General features: G+C 36.0%; 8 protein-coding genes. 1 reads left to right on the top strand and 7 read right to left on the bottom strand.

The annotated features are described in order from the left end of the window. Positions 1–11: 11 nt before the first annotated feature. From RNZ47_RS10825 to RNZ47_RS10795, 7 genes are all read right to left on the bottom strand, one after another. Positions 12–746: a hypothetical protein gene (locus RNZ47_RS10825; protein ID WP_311939830.1), complete on the bottom strand. Its 735-nt coding sequence runs from the start codon at positions 744–746 to the stop codon at positions 12–14. Then, positions 743–4,774, bottom strand: a complete 4,032-nt coding sequence (locus RNZ47_RS10820; RefSeq protein WP_311939828.1) for a discoidin domain-containing protein — start codon at positions 4,772–4,774, stop codon at positions 743–745. The genes RNZ47_RS10825 and RNZ47_RS10820 overlap by 4 nt, the downstream gene beginning before the upstream one ends. A 168-nt stretch (positions 4,775–4,942) precedes the next feature. Further along, entirely contained in the window at positions 4,943–6,799 is a 1,857-nt protein-coding gene (locus tag RNZ47_RS10815; protein ID WP_311939827.1) for a DUF4998 domain-containing protein, read from the bottom strand. A gap of 20 nt (positions 6,800–6,819) precedes the next feature. Continuing rightward, positions 6,820–8,019: a DUF5000 domain-containing lipoprotein gene (locus tag RNZ47_RS10810; protein WP_311939825.1), complete on the bottom strand. Its 1,200-nt coding sequence runs from the start codon at positions 8,017–8,019 to the stop codon at positions 6,820–6,822. A 28-nt stretch (positions 8,020–8,047) separates the two neighbouring features. Beyond that, a complete protein-coding gene (locus RNZ47_RS10805) occupies positions 8,048–9,934 on the bottom strand; it encodes a RagB/SusD family nutrient uptake outer membrane protein (protein ID WP_311939823.1) in 1,887 nt (628 codons plus the stop codon). Positions 9,935–9,945: 11 nt separating this feature from the next. Then, on the bottom strand, positions 9,946–13,053 hold the full coding sequence (locus RNZ47_RS10800) for a SusC/RagA family TonB-linked outer membrane protein (protein WP_311939820.1): 3,108 nt from the start codon (positions 13,051–13,053) through the stop codon (positions 9,946–9,948). Between the two features lie 222 nt (positions 13,054–13,275). Further along, positions 13,276–14,640, bottom strand: a complete 1,365-nt coding sequence (locus tag RNZ47_RS10795; RefSeq protein WP_311939818.1) for a Gfo/Idh/MocA family protein — start codon at positions 14,638–14,640, stop codon at positions 13,276–13,278. A 315-nt stretch (positions 14,641–14,955) separates the two neighbouring features. Here RNZ47_RS10795 and RNZ47_RS10790 point away from each other — a divergent pair, with 315 nt between their 5' ends. Further along, on the top strand, positions 14,956–19,065 hold the full coding sequence (locus RNZ47_RS10790; RefSeq protein WP_311939816.1) for a hybrid sensor histidine kinase/response regulator transcription factor: 4,110 nt from the start codon (positions 14,956–14,958) through the stop codon (positions 19,063–19,065). Positions 19,066–19,077 lie beyond the last annotated feature (12 nt).

The raw sequence follows: 19,077 nt of genomic DNA, 5'->3' as shown, positions 1-19,077 counted from the left end.
TTCTATTTTTTTTAAATTCCCGTAAAACTAAACACCTCGGAGTAAGAGATATTACCTTGACTGTCTTTTGTTGTGACACTCCAGTAATACGTTTTATTGGCTTCAATTGTCACATTATTTAAAGTTGTTCCGGTAATTTCCGTTTTAAATTCTGTTGGTGGGTTTACCTCTCCAAAGTTTACGTTGTAACTTTCAATATCGTTATCCACATCACTTGTTGTCCATTCTAAAGTGATATCGCCACTAGTTACGTTCGCACCTAAAACAGGGCGGACTGCTTCTGCAGGAAATGGTGCATACGATGACACACCTTCACCAGCATTAAAAAATTTCCAAGTTGCACTTGTGCCCGTTTTTGAAGTTTTGTTTGATCTGGACACGATAAACCATGAATACGGGTTGCCTCTTTTTAATTTTATAGCATAACTGTTTTCTGAAGTCGAATAGCTGGTAACAGTTCCCGTATTTAAGTCCTTTAATTGCAAATTGTAACTATCGGTATACTTGCTTGCATTCCATTCAAACGTAATAGTGCTCTCTGTTGTTGTATTTATTGTGCCCTCGGTACATTCGCTATTTGCCGCGGGAAACACGAGTGTGGCCGCGGTTGGATCTTTAACATCTTCTATAGGATCTATTGGCGCATCGCCACCATCACCTGAACTACAAGCCGAAATTATACAGAAAACGAACAAAAACAGTGTATTTGTTATTTGGTTAAACGAAGTCTTATTTAATGGTTTCATTTTTTTACGATTTTTACATTTGACAGACCAGATGCTGTTTCTATTTTTACCAAATAGGTGCCGTTTTTAAAACGCCTACCGTCTATTACAACGGTATTGTAACGGACAGGTAAATACCTTGAATGAATAAGTTTTCCGGTAGTAGAATATACTTTTACGGATACCATTTTCGAGGTATTATCTCCAATATTAATTTGAAGGTAATCGGTAAAAGGATTAGGGTAAGCAATAACATTTTCTGAAACTAAAATAGATTTCTCATATATTCCTTGACATTCTTTATCGGTACCAATTCGAAGCGTATTCATTCCATGAGCCAGCTTTAAAGTAATTAAAGACTCTGTGGTATTTGTAATGGTACCGTTTAAATTAATCGTGTAGTTTGTACCGTTGGCCAAGTTTAATGAAACCGATTTTTTATCGGCACTAACCCTAGACAACACAGCCAAATCTGAAGGCTCTGTAATTACAATATCGTAGCATCTTTTAAATTCGGTTTCCGGAATGTCTGTAACCGTAATACATACCTTGTAAGTGCCGGACTGTAGGTTGTTTAATTCAATGGTATCGGTAAAATCAAATGTCTCCGTATTTCCATTTCCTGTTAAGGTTATTATATAATTATGGTTTTCGGTAGCCGTTACCACAATTTTGCCGTTGTCGCTATTTCTGCAAGTTTCTCCAATAGTTTGTATTATAAAATTGCTAGCAGGTAATTCAAATAAGCTACAGCCTTTATCGTTTACGTTTTCATTTAAGGGTGTTTCAGGGCATTCGTCATCTACATCCAAAACCCCGTCGTTGTCATCGTCATCATCACAAGCATCTCCTATGCCATCGCCATCAAAATCAGCTTGATCTGGGTTATCTACTCCTGGACAATTATCGCTTAAACAGCCTACTACGGTTAACTCCGCAGCCGATGCCCATGCGGCTCCGTTAACTTCAGATAGGGCTACCAATCTCATATAGCGCCCTTTTAATGGTGTATTAAAAGTTATGGTTTGTTTAGCGTTTGTATTTTCGAAAGTTCCGGTGTGCGCTGCAGTGCCCCAATTGGTTTTATCATAACTAAAGTAAAGCTCGTAATCTTTTATTCTTCCGTTTTGGCCATCAACCCTTGGCGTATATATAAATTCACTGATGTTATAAGAATTGCCCAAATCGATTTGAATCTCGTGAGGATATGGGTCGCTACCTGTGCTCCATCGGGTATGCCAAATGGTTGATGCATCGCCATCAAAAGCCATAGTTGCTAATCCAGGGTAATTAACCTCTTCACTATCAGCGTATATTAACGACCACTCGTTTTTTGGTAGTTCGGCAGGATTGTTACAATCGGTAATAGACGGACAGGTTGTTGTGGTAACCATATTTGGAATTTCCTTTACATAATCAACGCCATTTTGTGTTACTGTTAACTTAACCGTATAAGATCCCGGGTTACCCAAAATTACTTCAGGGTTTCTAATATTAGCATCGCTTATATAAACCGGTGCAGGGGTTATCTCCCATTTCCAACTAGCACCTGCATGGTTTAATATGGAGTGATCATCAAAATGCAAGACATCGTCCATACATTTATTCGATATATTTTCTACCCATGGGTTAATTATTGGAATAAAATCTTGCTCTTGTAAGGGGGTTTCCCAAACTCCGCCTCCACCGGCAAGTCTTAATTTAGCATCTCTATAAAAGGGAATAGCCGTATTAACCGCAAAATTTTCAGGATAGTTATTTCCAAAAGGTTCCCAATCTGCCATAGATTCTTTTCTGTAATAGCACTGAGATTTTTCACCATTTTTACTTGTAGTAAACAGATAAATTAAATCTTCACCTGTATTGGATGGTTGTATTACCAAGTTTTTGGTATGGCTATTTACAGTACCAGACCAGTTAGACCAAGTTTCTCCGCCATCTGTAGATTTGAAAACCTGTCCTTTATCTGCCGTCCAAGTTCCATTAGAATAACAAGCGTACACAGTGTTTTCGTCATATAGTGAAATAGCGATATTAGTCCTTCCTTTCATTTTATCTCCGCCATTAGCGTTGTTACTCAATGACGGTTTAAAATCCCAAGTAACCCCTTGGTCTTCACTTTTATACAATCCGTAACCTTTAACATCGGCATATATAACATTTGGGTTCGACACGCTCATTTGCACATCCATTACTTCGCCACTAAACGTATGTAATGCCTCAAAGCTTTCGCCCATATCCGTACTTTTCCAAAAGCTGTTGCCTTCACCCAAAAAGAGCATTTCAAAATAATTAGGATGGTGAATTAAATTCCCTCTACTACCGCCATACTCCAACATATTGGGGTATTTTGAGAAACTAAATTTACCTTCGTAAACAGATTCTGCCGTACTGGGTAAAATCCAACCACCACCTAAATCATTAAAAGCAACATGCCTACTTTTTCCTTGAATAACCCATCCTGTTGCAGACTCCGCACCACCCATTCGCAAAGCCTTATTGTTGTAAAAATCGGCCATTGCCGTGTTTCCGTTGTGATATCTACCGCCAACAACAATGTCTTCATTCCATCCTTGGTCAAACCCCCACATATCCGATCCCACCAAACCATTTATTCTAGGCTGAAAATCGGTTTCAAAAGCATCTGTAGAAAAGCTTGTACCACCATCGGTAGCTAACCATACGGAGCCATCATCAAACCATTTCATGTCTTGAATGTCTGGGTGAATTGAAAATCGACCAAAATAACCGCCAATGGCATCAAAACTGTTACCACCATTATTTGTTTTGAATAAGGTTGTGGTACCAACCATAAACTGATTTTCGTTGGTAGGTGATATTTCTAAAACTAAATCGTAATATCCTTGACCATTGTTGTATGGAAAAGCGTCTGTATTGCAATCTATTACCTTGGCCCAAGTCCAGTTACCTCCGTTTGTAGTGCCTCGATAAATTTGAGGTGTATTATTTAAACTAAGCATATTGGTTAACAATACATTGGGGTTGGCTTTGGTTACTGCAATTAAAGCACCACTGGAATCTGATATGGCCGGAAACCCAGAAACCACAGAAAAACTAGTACCGCCATCTATCGATTGTAAAATTTCAAAGTTGCCATTACTAGCTTTAGCTATAGCGTATATTGTGTTGCTATTATCGGGCTTAAACTCAATATCATAAGTTTCTCTTGTGGTTTTTTGTGTCCATGTATTACCTGCATCTGTTGATAAATAAATGCCCTTGTTAGTCGAAACAAATAATTTATTAGCATTATTGGGATCTATTATAATATGATTTGAAAAAAATTGAAGGCTATTTTGTAATAGAGGCGCCCAGGTATTTCCTCCATCAAATGTTTTATGCAATTGATTTCCTGCCGAAACATACACAACATTAGCATTTGTTGGATGGATTGTAACTGCTCCAATACCTCCCGAAAACACATAGTTGGGAGTTAACAAGGTCCAGTTTAATCCGCCATCAACGGATTTATTCATATAACCTGTTTCGGTACCTGCATATAAAATATTATGGTTTTCAGAAAAAACATCAAAAGCATAAACATTAACCTGCCAAGGTGCTACGGGTTTCGCCGTGGGACTATTATCTTCATTAAGCCAAAATGTGTTTTTTGGTCCTAAGAAAGTCCAATTTGAGTTTGAAGGGTCTACTAATTTTTTATTTTGTTTGTTTAGTTTTGATAGTTTTGACCAGTAATTTTTAGACTCTAAATGGTGAATAAACCCTTTTTCATCGGCATAATTTCCAACGACTCTTCTCCAAATTTTATAGTATCGTATAATGGCACTTTTTTGCTTGCCATATTTCTTAAAGTGTTCTTGATAACCTTCTTCTATTTCATTAAAATTAGCAGGATACTGATAGAGCATTTTTGCCCAATCAGGAAAGCTTTCGCTATAGCTAGGTTTATTAATGGAATTTACACCTGGTAACTCATCATAAGGCGTCACCTTAATTTGAGCATAGACACTGTAGTGCATAAAAACGAACAAACCTAGGGTGGTTAAAATTTGAAATAAATTTTTCATTATGGAAGATTTATAAAAAAGACTTTGTTGGCAGTTGTAAAAAACAACAACAGACCAATAAAAAAATGAAAGTTACGTATTGCTGATTACCTTGCTTAAGTATCAATAATACAGGTACTAAAAAATAAGGGGCTTTAAGAAAAAGCCCCTTAGGTTTAATATGACATTTTAATTTACTAGACCAAAAACATTCATTTCTGATAAATAAGTAAAATTGTTTGGCCCTGAGACTGCTACATATCTTACATATCTAGCACTTGTTACAGCTGTAGTATGAACTAAATAGCCAGCATCAGAATCTAATATTGCATTTAGCGTTGCTACCTGGGTAAAGGTTACATTATCACTACTTACCCAAAATTCATGTACTTCGGCTGCACCAGTTCTTCCACTTCTCCTGAAGATTTCGAAACCACCAATACTTCTTTCTGAACCTAAATCAACAGTAACATGATGTGGGTAAGACGAACCACTACCTGTCCATTGTGAATGCCAAAAAGTTGCTGTATCGCCATCAATTAATGCCGTAGCATATCCATTTACTGGACCTTCGCCACCAGCCTCTTCTGTTGAAAAGTCTACAATTGAGTAGTCTGCATAATCTAAAAGTTCTATCACATTAATTTCGGCTAAGTATGTAAAATTGTTAGGCCCTGAAGCTGCTACATATCTAACATATCTAGCTGTAACTACATTTGCTGTATTGGCTGTAAAACCATTATCAGAATTTAAATCAGCGCTAAGTGTAGCTACTTGTGTAAAGTTTACATTATCGTTACTTACCCAAAATTCGTGTTCTGTAGCGGCACCTGTTCTTCCGCTTCTTCTAAAAATCTCAAACCCAGTAATTTGTTTCTCGGCTCCCATATCGAAGGTAAAGTGGTGTGGGTAAGACGAACCACTACCGGTCCATTTTGAATGCCAAAAAGTGGATAAGTCACCATCAATTACCGCAGTAGCATAACCATTAACGGGACCTTCGCCACCAGCTTCTTCAGTTGAAAAATCAACTATAGTCCAACTACCTTTACCGGCTGCTGCCAATGGTGTTACGGTGAAAGACATGGATTGCGAATTTCCATAAATATCTGAAACTACAATTTGAATTTCCTGCTCTTCACTTTTCATCCCTGAAAACGTATAGGTACCCAAAGACTCAGACGAGGTTACCGTGTTGCTTACCTCATTATCTTGCTTATCGGTGTTAATAAATTCAAAAGTCATTAAAGCGTTTTCTGAGTTTTCCCAATATGCTACAATACCACCTGAATTCGGATCGAATGTAAAGCTTGCTAAAATGGCTGCGATGTTATTTGGAAACTCGTAGGTTTTCCAATCTGAACCAAATTCATCAATGGTTGTTTCATTTCCATCTTCATCGGCTGCTGTTGGCACATAGAAAGTTCTATACGTAATTGGTGCTGTACGGTCTACTTGCTCTAAAACACCTTCAGACTCCTCCTGTGGTACAGATACAACAACTTCGTCGCCGCTTAAATTTGTAAATTTAATTTCGGTAGATCTTGTTAAATCACTACTTGGTTTTAAACTTACTGTTGCGCTTCCATCACTATTATAAGTAAAAGCATTTAAACCTCTAGCTTCTAAATTGGATCGGTACGTTTCTCCGTAAACCGTTCCAAATACAGTAACTTTTACAGATTGATTCCCATCTGCATCTTTTGAATACACATCAAATTCATATGATTTTTCCTCTAATCCGGTTACAATCAAGTCGATTAAATCCGTATCGTTTTGAGACTTTGTATAAGGAAAAGTTTGGCTGTTTTCGCCTTTATCCCAAAACACCGTAATTTCTTCAATGGTGAAACCTTTTGTTAAATATCCGGAAATTTTAATTCTGCCATCTCCTGCAAGTGTAGTTAAAGAATCTACCTTGGTTGCATAAATAATCTCACCATCTTGAATGTATTTTTCATGAAACTCATAAGTATCATTACAGGAATAGAACCCGAAAAAAAGCATTAAAGTTAATGGTAAAATATAATATTTTATTTTTTTCATAATTTGTTTCTTAATATTAATTATTCTACAACGTTACCCCAGAAAGTCATTTCTGAAAAATTTATATATCCAGCACCATCCCATGTGGAATGTACGGCAAAACGGAAATAACGAATTTCAATCGGATCATCAAACGTGTATTCGTCTCCTCGGTCGAAATGGTCCATATCTTCGTCTGTATTGGTTCCAAGTGGAGAACCAGAAGGTTTAATGGATTCACATTCTTTTAGTAATATCCAATCATCCAAATTACCATCTTGACCAGGTAATTCTTTCGAACCATATACCGAATAGGTTTTAGGATTTCCGTGCGTAAATGCAAAGTGTCTTGCAATTTCTGGGCTTCTTTGTAATACGTTAAATCGGCTTAAGGTAACCACGGCTCCTAAATCAACCGTCATAATACTTGGTCGAGGATGATCTCCTTGAGTATGTACAATACTAGCGGCATCATCATCAAAACAATTCCAATAATCGCCTTCCCAAGCATCCCAGTTATCATCATTATTTAAGACTACTTTATTAAATTTGGTTTTGTCCAACCGTTCTTCAAATAATGGCGTTAGCAACTTATCTGGGGTATTTGCGTAAATCGTATCGGAAAAATTATCGTATCTATCTCTAATTAAGGCAGCGAACAATCTTGGTACAGATTCGTAACCTCTAATAGATGATCTTGATTCCGCTTGTTCGGTATATATTGTTTCTACGGTTTCCAACTCACCCGTAGTATCGTTTGTTGTTAACAACTCTATGGTTATAGGTGTTTTCGATTCGTTTATCCAAGAAAATCTAGCACCGCCAAAATCTGCGGTAATATCCATGGTTGCTTGAACAAGAAATACTGGAGGGGTTAATGGAGCTCCATTAACCTTTACAGGTTCTGAGGTGTTCTCTGACCGGTCTACAGAGTATAACTCAACGGTCCTTTCTGTAGTGTCTCCAAATCCTAGGATTTCAATTTTATTGTCGTAAGCAGAAGTCTTTACTTCGGCCTTTTCGCCTTTAGAATTTGTATACACCGCCTTTACATATAGTAAATCGCTATCGTTAGGTAAATCATAACTAATGCTAAGCCCACCATAAATAGGTGTAACTAACACATTCTCTACTGCTCGTGGATTGGTTCCATCTGAAACAAGAGGACCGTGTTGCTCTTCGTCGCATGCAAATAACACCAATACCATTGGTACTATTACTAATTTGAATAATTTCTTCATATTTTTATTTTTTTAATTAGTCTATGGTTTACCATCCTGGGTTTTGGATTAAATCAGGATCCTTAATTGTTTCGTTTTCCGGTATGGGCCATAAATAATCTTTCTCAGAATACGATGGGTTATATAGGGTACGAACCGTGTAATAATCATCAGCTTCTTCTTCTAAAACATTCCAACCTTTAATGGGCTTACTCATATGCTCTTTTGCCAATTTCCACCGTCTTAAATCCCAGAACCTTGTGCCTTCAAAAGCCATTTCAATCATTCTTTCTTGTTGAATGATCTCTCTCATACCATTTTGTGTGGTTGGCTTGGTAGGGTTGTTTGAAAATGCAGACCAACTGTCTACCACAGTACCTAAACCAGCTCTTTCGCGCACCAAATCGATATACTCATAAACCTGAGCATCGGGAGCCGATTTCGATTCATTTAAAGCTTCAGCATAATATAGGTATAAATCTGCTAAACGAATAATTGGAAACGCATAGCGGGTTGTACTTAAAGAGGTGCCGTTATTAACTTGTGTAGGAATAGCTACTAATTTTTTTGGCCAATAACCCGTAACCGAATACTGAGATATTTCAAATACCGAAGCAAACTCACCACCTCTGGAATGAATAAACCATGGATTGGCTTCATCGTTGGCGCCGTTACCATACCAAACCCCTCTATCGAAGGCTAAATCGGCATAAAAACGGGTTTCTCTATCAAAATTTAATATGGCTGTTCTTTGTCCTTCTTCCACATGGTATTTATCGGCTTCTAAAGAACTTCTTAACTTATACCTGTTGGCGTAATCATAATTAACATCCTCTTCTATGGGTACTCCATTTTCTGAATAATACATCTCTGCAACGCGCAATGTAGGCGCATGTCTAGAAGCAACTGGGTTTGTTAAATAATTATACAAACGAGGCATTGATTCATACTCTATCCCCGAGGTAGACCCTGTATGACCCCAAACAATCTCAAAGTTCCATTTTTCAGTCATTCTACTTCTTAATCCAGCTTTTAGCAGTGTAATATCTGATGTGATAGGATTACCTGATCTGTTAATATAATCTTCTTTTTGAAATAACCGGAACCCTGCATCGTGGCATAAATCTATGGCTTCCTTAGCAGCAGTTGCTGCATTATCCCATTTTTCCGGAGCATAGGCTTGAGGAAAAAATGGTTCGCCATCATGATTCAAAAAGCCACTATATACTGAGTTTCCATTAAATAACGGACTAGCGTAAGTAATTAAAGCCCGCGCTTTAATAGCCGCTGCTATAGGCTGTGTTATTCTGCCTAACTCCTCACTATCGTTTTGTAAGGTAAGAGGTAGGTCTACTAAAGCTTCATCTATCAAATCAACCACATAAGTAAACACCTCATCTATGGTATTTCTACTGGTATTTACATTATCTAAAGATTCTGATACGGCAACCAACTCATCACTAATTACTATGGGGCCGTACATTCTTGCCAAATAAAAGTGATAATACGCCTTTAGTACTTTAGCCTCTGCTTTCCATATTGTTTTCTCATATTCTTGGAGACCTTGAACGCCATCAATTCTACTTAAGAAAATATTACAATTTCTTATACCTTCATATAATCCATTATCACCCCAAAGGTTGTAACTTGGGCTTGTTGCACTTTGAAAACCTTGTGCAATTCTTACGCCCGTTCTGTTTCTCTCGGTTTCTGGATACCAGATTTCATCCGCACCATTTAGAGCCGGATTGTTACGGTCGCCAGGTGCTGGTAATGCCGAATAAAGTGTAAACAAAAACTTTTGGGCATTAAACCTATTTGAAAAGGCATTGTCTATAGTTGCCACATTATCGGGCACTACATTTAAATAATCTCTTTCGCAAGATTGAAACATACTTGCAATAAGAACTATTGTTATAAATATATATTTTTTCATATTTTGTTTTTTTAAAATGAAAGATTTACACCTAAATTAAACACTCGCTGATTAGGGTAATTCAATCCATTACCTGCTAATTCAGGATCCCATAATTTAAACTTGCTCAATACAAGCAAATTAGTACCGCTTACATAAAATCTCACTTTTTCCATTTTAAGTTTCGTTATCAACTTATCAGACAAACTATACCCAATTTCGGCTTGTTTTAACCTTAAAAAGGCACCGTCTTGCATAAACCACGTATTGGTTTGGTTGTTATTCTGCACATAATTATCAGAAAGCCTTGGCCATTTCGCATAAATGTTTCTGTTGGTTTCAGACCAATAATCATCGGCCCAAGCCTTTAACAATTGTTGTTCTCCAACAAATGGTGCGGTGCTGTAAGGATTAATCCAAAAAGATGAATTACCCGAGCCTTGGAAGAAACAAGATACATCAAAATTTTTGTAACCTGCAGATAAACCTAAACCGTAAGTCATTTCAGGAACTGTTGGATTACCAATAGGCACTCGGTCTAGGGCTGAGATTTTACCATCGCCGTTTATGTCTCTATATTTAATATCGCCTCCAGAATATTCGCCAAACGTTTGTTCGGGAGAATTGTTTACTTCGGCTTGATCTACAAATAAGCGTTCTGCAACATAGCCCCAAACTTGGTTTATAGGTTGTCCTATTCTAGATAACCACGGTGTAGCAGAATAATCTGGTTCTTCCATTTTGGTGATTTTGTTCTTAGCATAAGTAAAATTACCTCTAAACTGCATCCAGCCATCGCCGTTTGCAAAATCATCAGAATACACTAAGGTTCCGTCAATTCCTTGACTTCTTGCCTCACCAATATTAGCCCTTACTCCAGCTTGCAACCCTAAACTTGATGGCAATACCCTGTTGGCCAATATATTTTCCCTATCTTCTCTAAAATAGTCAACTTCTAAATCTATTTTATCAAATAGCTCTAATTCAAGACCTATATTCATTTTTTTACCGGTTTCCCAAGTAATGAGGTCGTTGGCATAACGTTCAATGCTTACTCCACTCAGCCCATTTCCAAAATTTTCGCCAAAGGTATAACCATGCTGTCCTGAACTCAAGTTAACTTGTGAAAGATAAAAGAACCTATCGTTAGGCCCACCAATTTGATCGTTACCCACTAGACCGTAAGAACCTTTAATTTTCAACTTGGTTACCACATCTTTTATAGGGTCGAAGAATTTCTCATCGGATGCCATCCAACCTAAGGCTAACGATGGGAAGAATCCCCAACGTTCGTTTTTGGCAAATCGCTCAGAACCATTGTACCCAAAACTAAATTCGGCAAAATACTTTTGGTCTCTTGCATAAGTAAAACGCCCTGAAAGCCCCATGTTTCGGTAAGCTAAAGATTTTTGTAGTTGTTGTGCTTCAGAAGCTCCTAAATCGCCATCAGCAAGTGTTGATAATCTATTATTCATGGTAAACACCAATAGACCACTTACCTCATTTCTTTCGTCTATATCTTTTTGGTAAGACACGTTAGACTCAATATATGTTGACGATGAAATAAACCTGTTTCTTTGTGTAAAGCTTAAGGTTTCGGTGCCTTCTTCTTCATTTAAAGCGGTTAAAACCACCTCGCCTGTAATTGGATTTAATCGGGGTTGGTAGTAATATGGTCGGTAAGACCTTAAGGCTTGATAACTCGAATTTTGCGTACCGTTAAATACCAATTTAAAATCTAAGCCTTCTGTTATAAAATCAAAATCTTGATTAAATTCTAATTGTGCGATAACCTTGGTATTGTCGCCTTCTTGATACCCTCTCACCATTTGCGCATAAGGGTTTAAATAATTCCCGTTTCCAAAGTTTCCAAATAAGATGTGGTTGGTAAACTCGTTGGCCGCATCTTTTTCGTAATAAGGTCTAAACAACACTGGGTTTGTTCGCATAACCTGATTATATACATCCGAACCGCCATTTAAGGGCCCTGTGTAATCCTCGAAATTAACATTAAAACTTAACTTTAATTTAGATGTTTCGGTCAAGTTTATGTTTGTACTTGAGCGTAAATTGTACTGCTTAAATTTAATGTTAGAGTTGAAGTTACTTACTTTTGGCACTTCTAATATACCATTATCTTGACTCCCTGCAACAGACACATAGTAGCGTGCTGTTTTACCACCACCATTTAAACTAAAATTTAAACGTTGACTGGCTGCGCGATCTTTAAAAAGCTCTGCATACCAATCTGTAGTTGGGTATAATAATGGATTTGTTCCAGCCACCGTGTTTTCGATTTTTTCCAACGAATATGGCAACAAGCCTAATGGGTCTCTGGTTCTAACCGCTTCGTTACCCATTCTCATATAGGTAATCGGGTCTGCCAATTCGATATCTCGAGTTGGCTGCGAAGTAGAGGTTTCCATTCTAACTGTAACTTTCACTGGGCCTTCAACCCCTTCTTTGGTGGTTACAAAAATAACACCATTAGCACCACGAGCTCCATAAAGCGCTGTTGCGGATGCATCTTTCATAATTGAAAATTCGGCGATATCATCGGGATGTAATCTTCTAAGATCGCTTACACTTAACTCAACACCATCAATTAAAATCAATGGGCTTGACGCATAACCAAAAGTAGTAACACCTCTTACAAAGAATTCGGCGTTGTCTCTACCGGGTTCTCCACCTCGTTGGTACGAAATTAAACCGGGTACTTTACCCGCTAAAGCCGTTGTTAAGTTACTCGATGCTATTTTTAATTCTGTAGGCTTTACAGTAGCCACAGAGGAAATAACATTTCTCTTTTTTTGCGTACCAAAACTCATTACCACGATTTCATCTAGTTTATTATCCGGATTTAGCGTAGCATTTATTACGGTTTGGTCTTTAATTTCAATTTCTTGATTTGCGTAACCGACATAAGAAAACACTAAAATATTACCAACATTGGCTTGAATGGAATAATTTCCATCAAAATCGGTGGTCGTTCCTTTAGATTCTCCTTTAATCTGTATGGTCGCCCCTGGAAGAGGGACACCTGCATCATCAACTACAGTTCCTGTAATTGTTTTTTCTTGCGCCTGTATTATATTAATACTGAGCCCAAAAATCAATAAACAAGTAAATAATTTTTTCATAAATTTAATTTAGTTAGTTGTTTGGTTTCGGTTTAAATTTTAATTAACAAATAATTATTAATTGTACTCTCTGTCATAGTTTAAAAATTTAAGTGGTTTGTTGGTTTAAAATATTTGTTTCGTTATGTTTTAAAAATATTTCTTGATATAGAAAGGATGAATGAAATCCACCCCTTCTTTCTCAAAAAAAACTAATTCAAAAAAACTTATTCATCTCTAATTTTAATAGGTGTCTTTCATCCAATTATAAGGCTTTCGCTTAACCCACATGCCTCTGGTAAAATCCGGGAAATCTTGAGGTGCACCATTGTTTTCAATAGACAACTCCGATAACGGGGTAACGGCGCTCCAAGCTGCTGCATCATAAGCATCCATTGGCGGTGCTATGTTTGCTTTGGCCGATTCTACAAAAGCATTTAAAACAAAAAAGTCTATACCGCCATGACCGGCTTCGGTAGCACTATCTCCGTATTTTTTCCACAATGGATGGTCGTATTTTTCAAACCAAGCATCCATATCTTCCCAACCATGTCCTTTGGTTGTGCCTTCTACATGAATTCGCTGTGTATGGTAATCAAAATCTGTTACTCCTTGCGAGCCCTTAACCTTAAAACCTAACGAGTAAGGTTGTGGCGAATTAACATCGTGGGTAACGATAATAGTTTCTCCATTAGAGGTTTCAATGGTTGATGTAATTACATCGCCCTGCTTCCATTTTAATTTGGCATTGGGGTGGTCTTTTCCTCCATTTTCTACAATATATTTATTTAAGCCAATCGCTTTTGTAGCATGAGACGTTAAAGATAAAAACCGGTTTCCTCTATTTACATCGGCCATAACCGCTATAGGTCCCAAACCATGTGTTGGATACACATCGGCATTTCGCAATAACGAATGCTGTGTTCTCCAAACCGATTCTGAAATTCCTTTTTCTCCAAATTCAACGCCTTTACCATAGGCGGTTTTTCCATCATTAAGCTTTACGCCTCTTAAATCGTGTTGGTATCCACATCTAAAATGCAACAGCTCGCCAAACACATTTTGTTTTACCATATTTAATACGGCCAAAACATCCCTTCGGTAGTTTACGTTTTCAAGAATCATTAAATGCGATCCGGTTTCTTCGTGTGTATTTACCAAATCCCAACACTCTTCTAAAGTATTGGCCGCCGACACTTCTAAACCTGTATATTTACCGGCTTTCATAGCATCAACTGCCATTTTAGTATGCCATAACCACGGTGTAGAAATTACAACAGCATCAACTTCTTTTAATTCCAACAAATTTCTGTAATCGTAGTCCGAGCTACCAAAAACCTGAGGTTTGGAAAACCCTGCATCACTTATGTGCTTTAACGCGATATTAATTCGGTTTGGATCTATATCGCATATTGCCGTAACTTCAATATCTTTTCTTTGCAAAGCATTATTAAGGTGGTTTGTGCCCCTTAATCCTACGCCAATAAAAGCGAGTTTAAGCTTTTGGTTTGATGCCCCTTTTTGCAATCCGAAAGACAAATTTGGAAGCATTGTAATACCCACTCCAGCTAAAGTTGTTTGTTTAACAAATTTTCGTCTTGAATTCATCTATGTTTAATAAAAAGTTAATTTATGTTAATTTTAACATTTCAAATATGATGTTTTCATACTATTATAATGGTTAAATTTTATGCATTTATGGGTAAAATTTTAACACCTATAGGCTTTAGAATAAAATTTCCTCCTTTTTGACGAATTTTACCTCTTTCCGATTTGTTGAAATGAATTTCGTATATCCTTATAAAACAATTATTAATATATTTACATACCGAGTTAATTTAGTTTCTTTGGAAGGCAAATAAGCCTTTTTATCTTAAATAACTTAATATTAAGATTAGTACTTTAACACATAAACGCTGGTAAATGCTTACATTAAAACATGGTTTTTTTCTAATATTTGTTACATGGTGTTGTGCCTTTTTACATGGACAGAATTTTTCTAATTTTGATCATGTTACACCACTTTTAAACAATAAGCGTGTTTTTGTTTCTAAAACCAACCAAGATGCTTTAGGAAACATGTGGGTGCTTTCTACAACTGGAATTTTAAAGTATGATGGTTATAATTATAGAGCCGTAAATGATAAGGCTATTTTTAAGGGATGGCAACAAACAGATAGAGTTAAAAATATCCTATCGGATAACGAAAAAAATATTTGGTTTGTATCAGTATCAGGATTGGTAAGTAAATATAATAGCACCCAAGGAACTTACGAACAGATCTCAGAATTAATAAAAGACCCTATACACAAAATTTACTCGGGAGGCGATGCGGTTTGGCTTTTAACACTTAACAATAAATTATATCGTTACAAGCAATCTATGGTTGAAGAAATAGGCTTTGTGTTTAATAGCACTTCTGCCACAAACAACCACTACCAAGTTGAAAACATGTGCTTGATTAATACGAACGATTTTTATTTAAGCACAAAAGTAGGACAGGTATTTCGTTTCTCTATTGAAACCAAACAACTTACTGAGCTGATAGGGCCTTATACCGATTACCCAGGTCATGTAATTCTAACCTCCGATAGAAATAATAAACTTTGGATTGGTACCGAAACCTTAGGATTATTTGTATACGATACGAACAAAAAAGAATTTATACAAGATTCCTTTTTTAGTGAAGATAGGCATAACATAAACAAAGAAATGTTCCTGTCTCTATTTTACGATAGCAAAGGGAATATTTGGGGAAGCACCGATGGTGGTGGACTATATAAGGTAAACTCTATTACCGGAAAAATAGATTTGTTTACCAAACAAAATGCCAACAAGTTTTCATTAGACAGCAATACAATTTTAAATGTTAGTGAAGACAACCATAATAATATTTGGATTACCACAAAATCAGGAACCCTAAACATCCTTCCTTATAATAATAGCGATATCAACTACCACCCGGGAACGGCCCATTATATTCCGCAACGAATACTTAGTATTTACAAGAGCAGTAAAAACGTACTATGGTTGGGCACAGATGGAGCTGGCTTAACCAAAGTAACCAAAAACACGAAAGATGAGATTGTAAATGAAAACCAATTTTTTTCAGATTTGGGCTTAAACAAAAGGTTTTATGTACAATCCATTACAGAAGATTCCAATGGAAACATTTGGTTTGGCACTTATAAAAACGGTTTATATTTTCACAATACCAGAAACAACACATTTAAAAAAATAAAGATTGTAAACTCAAAAAATCAGGAGGGAACAGATGTAAGAACCGTATTTAAAGACTCTGAAAACCGAATATGGGTAGGCTCAAATATTTCATTAAATGTTTATGATAGCAATCGACGATTATTAGCATCCTTTAACAATAACACACATAATATCGAAGGTTCTATATTACAAAGTATAGTTGAAGATAATGAAGGTGTAATTTGGTTAGGCATGAACAGGAGCAGTCTTTTTAAGTTTAATGAAAACTCAAATAATCTTCAGAATTCTAATTTTAGCAAACAGCCTTACTATACAGACGACGAAAAAGATGAGATGGGTATAAAATACATCTCTATTGGAAAGCCCAACGAATTATGGCTAATTAGCAATACTAATAAACTTTTAAAATACAATACTAAAGACAAAACCTACAGCGGTTTGGATAATTTAGAATCTATAGATTATGGATATTTGGCATCTGTTTTGGTTAGTGGCGATAACCTATGGCTTAGTAGCAATAATGGTTTAATACGTTATAATTTAACAACATTTACAAGTACAGTTTACTATAGCTCTGACGGATTACAAGACAACATGTTTTTAACCCGTAGTGCTTATATAGACAAACAAGGCCTTTTGTATTTTGGAGGGATAAAGGGTGTTAATTTTTTCAATCCTGAGAAGATTAGCAAAAAACAATCAAATCCAAAGCTATATATCAACGACATTGAAATTCTTAATCAACCCATAGAGTCATTAGCCTCTTTGCAAATTCCTTCGGGCACTTTTAATGTAGAATCATTAGATTTAAAAAACAATCAGTCCTCATTTTCTTTTCGGTTTTCAGCAATTGACAATATTTTAAATCCAAAATATTTTTATGCCTATCGATTAAAAGGGTTTGATGACGATTGGATTACCAATCATACCGAGCGCATAGCAACCTACACTAATATACCTGCGGGCAATTATACCTTTGAGGTAAAAGCCGGCACCAAAAAAAACAACTGGGATATTCTTGCCAAACAAATCCAGATTTCAATTGCACAACCCTTTTGGAACACACCTATGGCTTATCTATTATACTTGGCTTTAATATTGTTAATAGCTTACGGCATACGGCGTTGGTATCTATTAAAAAAGAAATTACTCTTAGAAAAAGTTACCTACAAAAAAGAACATGAACTTTATGATTTAAAAATGAATTTCTTCGCTAAAATGTCGCATGAAATTCAAACGCCAATTACCTTAATTTTGGGACCTATAGACGACATGTTAACACGTGCCGAACAAAATGGAAACCTACTTTTAAAACAGCGTTTAAAAATAATATCGAATAACGCCAATCGGCTGTCTAAAATAGCCCGGGAACTTACCTTGGTTAGAGATAAAGAACTCAACAACTTAAAACTTTTAGTAACTAAAAATAGTTTAAGCCGCAATATTGAAAATATATCTCTGTCATTTAAGGAGTTGGCGCGAAATAAACATATAGACTTTACGGTTAATTACCCCCAAAATTCACTTAAAGTTTGGTACGACAAAGAAAAAGTAGAACACATAATATACAACCTGCTATCAAACGCTTTTAAATTTACACCAAAAGAAGGGTTTATTCAGTTAAATGTAGTGCCTACCAATTCAAAAAAAATGATAAAAATTTCGGTAACCGATTCCGGACAAGGTATTTCAAAAGATGAATTGAACACCATTTTCGAGTTATTTTACCAATCAAATCACAAAAAAAAGAACAAAGGCTCCGGTATTGGATTAGCTTTAACCAAAGAATTAATAGATTTACATAAAGGAAAAATTGAGGTTGAATCAATTTTAAATGAAGGAACAACTTTTACTGTAACTTTACCAATTTGTGAAGATGCTTATACGGAATCGGAAAGAATTACAACCAGTGAAATAGAGGAGCCCATCTTAAACATTGAAGCTGAAAAGAATGATGATATAATTGATGAAGAAGAAAATAATCTTAATAAAAAAACCATACTTATAGTTGAAGATAATTACGAGCTGCAAACCTTTCTAAAAGAACTTTTAATGCCTCTTTACAATATTATAGCGGCAGAGAATGGCGAAGAAGGATATTACTACGCAAAAAGTAATTTTCCCGATTTAATTCTAAGCGATATAATGATGCCCAAACTTAACGGCATAGAAATGTGTAAGAAACTCCAGGAGGATAATTTAACCAAACATATCCCATTGGTACTTTTAACCGCAAAAAACTCAACAAAATCAAAAATTTCCGGACTTAAATCTGGAGCCATCGAATACATCAACAAACCGTTTAACACAAATGAATTGTTATTAAAAATAAAAAACATTATTATTTCTAAAGAACATATCATATCAAAATACAGAAAAGAAACCATAAGCCGCCCGGAAGTATTATTGAATAAATCTCAAGATGAAATTTTTCTTGAAAACCTGGTCGCTAACATCAATTTAAAAATAGAAAATGCCAATTTAAAAATGGAAGAGCTTGCAGCCTCATTAAATATGAGTTACTCAAGTTTATACAGAAAATGTCTAGCTTTAACAGGACACAGTGTAGTTGATTTTGTGCGTTTACTAAGATTAAAAAAAGCTGCAATATTAATGACAAAATATGGCTTTAATATATCGGAAACCTCATTTAAAACCGGGTTTAACGACCCAAAATATTTTTCGAAGTGCTTTAAAAAACACTTTAAAAAAACACCTGGAAATTTTAAAAAAGAAGCTACAAAAACAGATATTGATTCGTATTTAAAAAAATACAACATCACCGATCTAGAATTGGAAACGTCGCAATAAAAATAAAAGCTT

The sequence above is a fragment of the Hwangdonia seohaensis genome, assembly GCF_031932625.1.
In the GTDB taxonomy this organism is placed as follows: Bacteria; Bacteroidota; Bacteroidia; order Flavobacteriales; family Flavobacteriaceae; genus Hwangdonia; species Hwangdonia seohaensis.
The sequence above is the reverse complement of the archived record's forward strand: the minus strand, read 5'-3'. Positions and strand labels throughout refer to the sequence as shown.

Excerpts from the sequence above, each read along its gene's own strand:
- RNZ47_RS10800 (WP_311939820.1), bottom strand. The coding sequence starts at position 13,053 with ATGAAAAAATTATTTACTTGTTTATTGATTTTTGGGCTCAGTATTAAT.
- RNZ47_RS10810 (WP_311939825.1), bottom strand. The coding sequence starts at position 8,019 with ATGAAGAAATTATTCAAATTAGTAATAGTACCAATGGTATTGGTGTTA.
- RNZ47_RS10795 (WP_311939818.1), bottom strand. The coding sequence starts at position 14,640 with ATGAATTCAAGACGAAAATTTGTTAAACAAACAACTTTAGCTGGAGTG.
- RNZ47_RS10805 (WP_311939823.1), bottom strand. The coding sequence starts at position 9,934 with ATGAAAAAATATATATTTATAACAATAGTTCTTATTGCAAGTATGTTT.
- RNZ47_RS10825 (WP_311939830.1), bottom strand. The coding sequence starts at position 746 with ATGAAACCATTAAATAAGACTTCGTTTAACCAAATAACAAATACACTG.
- RNZ47_RS10815 (WP_311939827.1), bottom strand. The coding sequence starts at position 6,799 with ATGAAAAAAATAAAATATTATATTTTACCATTAACTTTAATGCTTTTT.
- RNZ47_RS10820 (WP_311939828.1), bottom strand. The coding sequence starts at position 4,774 with ATGAAAAATTTATTTCAAATTTTAACCACCCTAGGTTTGTTCGTTTTT.
- RNZ47_RS10790 (WP_311939816.1), top strand. The coding sequence starts at position 14,956 with ATGCTTACATTAAAACATGGTTTTTTTCTAATATTTGTTACATGGTGT.